The sequence below is a fragment of the Vibrio sp. 10N.222.55.C6 genome (genome assembly GCF_041473395.1).
Lineage (GTDB): Bacteria > Pseudomonadota > Gammaproteobacteria > Enterobacterales > Vibrionaceae > Vibrio > Vibrio crassostreae_C.
In genome coordinates this window covers 1-241 of sequence record NZ_JBFRSD010000365.1, presented here as the reverse complement: position 1 = coordinate 241, position 241 = coordinate 1, and the positions used below count along the sequence as shown (strand labels likewise).

Here is a 241-nt window from a genome sequence, read left to right as displayed (position 1 = left end):
CATACAGTGGCCTTGCTCCAAGTGAAGGCTTCAGCGGTAACTTCAGTGTATTGGCCGGTTTCTACTCTGACAGTAGTAATTTGAGTACTGAACAAGATTCGAATCAAGCCACCAACACCCAGGAAGGGGAGAGTGAAAACCAAGGGCTACTCGGCTTTTTGGGTACTGTTCAATATACTTTTGGCGAATCGCTGACTCACCAAGTGTATGCGGGTACGACACGAGAGGATATTGCAACAGG

General features: G+C 47.7%; 1 protein-coding gene. It reads left to right on the top strand.

Features of this window, described 5'->3' with window-relative positions; translation table 11 throughout:
- A partial coding sequence (locus AB4486_RS24140) for a DUF2860 family protein (RefSeq protein ID WP_372119159.1) occupies window positions 1-241 on the top strand: 241 nt, incomplete at both ends.